Below are 696 nucleotides of genomic sequence, written 5' to 3'. Positions count from 1 at the left end.
AGAGATGGATCCGTAAATTTGAACAACTCCTATAAGTGATATTCTGCTCCTCAAATGATGTTATAAACATCAATATATGGAGTATTTTATGGCACGTAGACCAAGAAGAAATCATTCAAATGATTTTAAAGCTAAGGTAGCACTTGCTGCGATTAAAGCAGAAAAAACACTTGCTGAATTGAGTGCTGAGTTTGATGTTCATCAAAACCAAATTATTGACTGGAAAAATCAATTGATCTCAGCTTCCTCGCAAGCTTTCGATCAATCAAAAGCTCCAACAGAACCACCCATCGATCTAAAAAAACTACATGCAAAAATCGGTGAGCAGGCATTAGAAATTGATTTTTTAGAAGGTGTGTTGAAGAAACTGGGCCGCTTCAACCACAAAAGTTAATCGACGACTCACTTCAGATTTCAGTATCTAAGCAAGCTAAGCTGCTGAAAGTCTCCCGTGGTTGTTATTACTATCGCCCAAAACCTGTGAGTGCATCAGATCTGAAGCTGATGCGATGTATTGATGAATTACATATGCAATATCCTTTTGCAGGCAGTCGTATGATGCGTGATTTGTTGAATCGTCAAGGACATCATATAGGACGACGTCATACACGTACTTTAATGAAGAAAATGGGTATTCAGGCGTTATATTGCAAACCAAATTTAAGCCAGGCTAATCAAGCTCACCGTAAATATCCA

Annotated in this window: 1 pseudogene; it reads left to right on the top strand. The window is 38.1% G+C overall.

Annotated features, from left to right (window positions below):
• Positions 1-76: 76 nt before the first annotated feature.
• Positions 77-696, top strand: a pseudogene (locus L6C30_RS14670) (IS3-like element ISAba14 family transposase); the annotation flags it as partial.

The sequence above is a fragment of the Acinetobacter sp. KAM396 genome, from assembly GCF_021602765.1.
In the GTDB taxonomy this organism is placed as follows: Bacteria; Pseudomonadota; Gammaproteobacteria; order Pseudomonadales; family Moraxellaceae; genus Acinetobacter; species Acinetobacter towneri_A.
This window is presented reverse-complemented; position numbering and strand designations above follow the sequence as displayed.